At 71.5% G+C, this 3,375-nt stretch carries 3 protein-coding genes; 1 reads left to right on the plus strand and 2 read right to left on the minus strand.

Features of this window, described 5'->3' with window-relative positions; all coding sequences use genetic code 11:
- Positions 1-394: 394 nt before the first annotated feature.
- Positions 395-2,359: an endo-1,3-alpha-glucanase family glycosylhydrolase gene (locus AB0J71_RS49825; protein WP_364421459.1), complete on the minus strand. Its 1,965-nt coding sequence runs from the start codon at positions 2,357-2,359 to the stop codon at positions 395-397.
- Between the two features lie 314 nt (positions 2,360-2,673).
- Between AB0J71_RS49825 and AB0J71_RS49830 the strand changes: the two genes are divergently transcribed.
- Positions 2,674-3,081 (plus strand): ATP-binding protein, encoded by a 408-nt coding sequence (locus AB0J71_RS49830; protein ID WP_352330382.1) that lies wholly within the window; start codon positions 2,674-2,676, stop codon positions 3,079-3,081.
- A 30-nt stretch (positions 3,082-3,111) separates the two neighbouring features.
- Here AB0J71_RS49830 and AB0J71_RS49835 read toward each other — a convergent pair.
- Positions 3,112-3,375 (minus strand): hypothetical protein (locus AB0J71_RS49835; RefSeq protein ID WP_364421461.1); only part of this gene is annotated, 264 nt, incomplete at its 5' end.

A 3,375-nucleotide genomic window follows, 5' to 3' on the forward strand; every position in this document is an offset into this window, starting at 1 on the left:
TCTCGTTGCCCAGCAACCAGTCGAACGACTCGGTCTGCAGGGCGAGGAGGTCAGGAACTTCGAGGGGCTCCTGGATGCGCGCGAAAGAGACGCGAGGAGGACCGGCGGGAACGACGGGAACACTACGTGCGGCTGCCAACAGTTGTCCTTCCGGAGGGCACGGACGGAATCGAACTGCGCGCACGCCAAACGCCCGGATCGAAATCCGGGGCGTCGAAGGGCGGCGCGAGGCAGCAGCATAACCTAACTGAGAAACGAATGTCCACACTTACTATGAGTGTCAACCTCGGTGCCGCCTTCAGCTTTTCACAGCAGGGCGCGCTCGTCAACTCCCCCGCCGGGAACGAGGGGCGGCGCGGGTCCGCGCGGGTGGCGCGGACCCGGGCCGGCGCGGTCAGCGTTCGCTGGAGGCCGCGCGGTAGTGCAGGTCCTGCACGTAGGGCGTCGCGGTGATCGGGTACGGCGAGACCACCTTGGCCGCCGTCGCCGATCCTCTGGCGACCGTCGCCGAGGCGGTCCCCGCCTTCAGCGGGAACGTCCTGGCCGACACGCCGGCGGGCGCGTCGTAGCTCTGCGTCGTGCCGCCGACGGTCACCGACACCTTGGCCGCCGCCGTCAGCATGGTGAGCACCTCGACCGTGTCACGCGCGGCCGTGCTGCCGCCGCGCAGCTTCATGAGCCTGGTCTGCGCGAAGGAGGGCTGGGCCGCGACCGGCTGGACCCGGTGGGTCAGGTACGCCGCGTCGTTCGTGATCTTCGGGCAGCCGAGCTTGTGGCAGGTCAGGTAGTAGGCGTTGATGTCCAGGTACGTCCAGCCGGCGTTCCTGGACGGCGCGAACTGGGTGTTCTCGGAGTAGTCGTTCCAGGTGGTGAGCTGGACCCAGTCGGCCTTGCCGTCGATCGCGCCCTTCCACGTCGCCCGCAGGTTCTCGGTGTTGCCCGCCTCGTCGAAGACGCCCTGGTTGGGGCGTTCGTCCTGGACGGACACCGGCTGCATCCAGATCTTGCCCATGCCGTGCGCGCGGTCGATGTTGCCGCCCAGGGCGGCGTTGGCGGCGGGGTTGCGGTTGCCCCAGTTGGAGAAGCCGTAGCTGATCGAGGCGAACGCGTCCCGGTACTTGTTGAAGTCGAGGAAGCAGGGCACCAGGGCCACCTTGACGCCGTGCTCGGTCTCCATCGTCCTCATCCAGGCCGCCCACCAGGCGGCGGTGCGCCCCTCGGCCTTGAACGGCGCCACCACCAGGCGGTCGTCGGCGAGCCGGTAGACCGACTTCGATGCGGCCAGCTTCGCCATCGCGGCGGCGAACGCGGCGCTGTCCACCGAGGCCAGGCCGTTCGTGTCCGGCATCAGCACGATCTTGAACCCGGGGTCCACGGCCTCGGCGGCCTTGATCAGGTTCTGCACCCGCGTCCAGTGGGCGCTGGTGATCGACAGGATGTCGACGGTGAAGCCGTCCAGGCCGGCCGCGACGGCCTGCTTGACCTCGGTCTTGAAGTCGGCCAGCGCGTAGTCGCCGCTGATGGGGTCACGTCCGACCGGCCGGTCGCGCAGCAGCCCGCCGTAGGCGGCGTGCTTGCCGCTCTCGCCGTCCGGCTTGAGGTAGTTCCTGGCGTAGTAGTCGCCGGCCGGGGCCTGGTTGTCCAGCGACACCGGATACGGCGTGAAGTAGTGCGCGAACACCTTCCTGGCCGACCCGCGCAGGGCCGCCTTCCCCGGCAGCACGAACGGCAGCGGCCCGTCGGTCTGGCCGCTCCCCTCGGTGTAGGTGACCGTGAGCTTCGGGCCGCGGTTCCCGGTCTCGCGCGAGGACATCAGCACGGTGGCGGTGGCGTCGCCGCCGGTGAGGGCGAAGGCGTACGTGCCGTCGCCCTCGACGGCGGCGGACACGTCCAGCCTGACCGTCGTCCCGGCGGTGAAGCCGGTGTGCGAGGCGACGGCCGCGGCGCCGAACTCGGGGCGGGTGTTCCAGGTCGTGGCCGCCTCGGTCCAGGAGCCCGTCACGGGACGGACCGACACGGTGGTGTCCGTCGTCCTGGCCGGGACGACGTCCAGGGTGACCTTGACGTCCTCGGCGTCCGCCGGGATGCCGGCGACCTTGAAGCGGGTCAGGCCGACCCGCTGGCCCGCGGCGGCGCTGCCGCACGCGGTGCCGCAGACGCTCATCCAGGTCGCGGTCGCGAAGCTCTTCGCCGGCTCGGCCTGGCTGATGAACACGTCCTCCGTGGCGGCGAACGTCACGGTGAGGGGTGCGACGGCGGACGCCTGCGCGGGCCCGGCCGCCCCGGCGGGCACGGCCGCGCCCGCCAGCGCGGTGAGCATCGCCACCGCGGCCGGCAGGGCCCGATATCGGTTGAGCATGGAACTCCCTTGGCTCTCGGTACGCCTCCGCAGCAGCGGAGCCGCGTTGCATCGCCCACGATGGAGCAAGATCGAGTCACCGGCCAGGAGTTCCGGATAAATCCCCCATTTGGAACGATGCTATTTTTCAGCCCCTCGGCACGTCATTGCGGTCAGGCGGCCCGGCTCCAGGAATTCCCTGGCCGGGCATTGGCGCGGGAGCCGCGACTCGGGCAGGATGGGCCAGCCCTCTTCTGCCTCCGCTTGGCCTGCGCGCACGGCCGGGTCAATGTCATCATGGGCACACGGTGTGTGATTCCGGGTAGGAGGGACCGATGTCCGAGCCTTCCCCCGGCGCTGCCGCGAGCTGGCCGATCAGCCGAGACCTCGCGGGGCTGCGGGAGCTCGTCCGCCGTCACGCGGTCCAGGCCGGGCTGGCCTCCCAGCGCGGTGACGACCTCGCGCTCGCCGCCAACGAGGCCGTCACCAACGTCCTCGACCACGCGGGCGGGGCCGGCTGGGTGCACATCTGGGCCGACGACGACTTCCTCACCGTCGAGGTCGGCGACCACTCGGGCAGCCTGCGGCCCGACGCCTGCCCCGACGCGCGTCCCCGGATCGGGCCGGGCGGCTACGGCCTGTGGGTGATGCGCCGTCTCTGCGACGAGTTCGTCATCACCCAGACCGGCGCCTCCTCCCAGGTCCGCCTCCGCATGGCCCGAACCCGCCCCACCGGCGCCTGACCCGAGGAGCGGGCCGGGCGGCCGCCGCGGTCAGGCGGTTTCGTCCACGCTGCGCCGGTGCCATTCGGCCAGCTCGACGAGCAGCCCGTCGGCCGCGCCGCCGAACATCGCGGTCAGTTCCTCCGCGTCGTCGACCACCACCACGTGGTCCAGCAGGTCCGCGCGCAGCCGGGCCGCCCTCGGGTCGCCGGCGCCGTCCGGGTCGAAGGCGGTGGCGGCCAGGAACAGGCCGCCGACGCCGGCCAGCGCCGCGGTCTGCCGGGCCTGCGTGCCGAGCACCGTCGCCGCGTCGGC

Origin of the sequence: Nonomuraea sp. NPDC049637 (assembly GCF_040675235.1) — a bacterium.
Classification (GTDB): Bacteria; Actinomycetota; Actinomycetes; order Streptosporangiales; family Streptosporangiaceae; genus Nonomuraea.

What these genes read in the sequence shown, in the direction of transcription:
- AB0J71_RS49825 (WP_364421459.1), bottom strand. Translation starts at nt 2,359, where the DNA reads ATGCTCAACCGATATCGGGCCCTGCCGGCCGCGGTGGCGATGCTCACC.
- AB0J71_RS49830 (WP_352330382.1), top strand. Translation starts at nt 2,674, where the DNA reads ATGTCCGAGCCTTCCCCCGGCGCTGCCGCGAGCTGGCCGATCAGCCGA.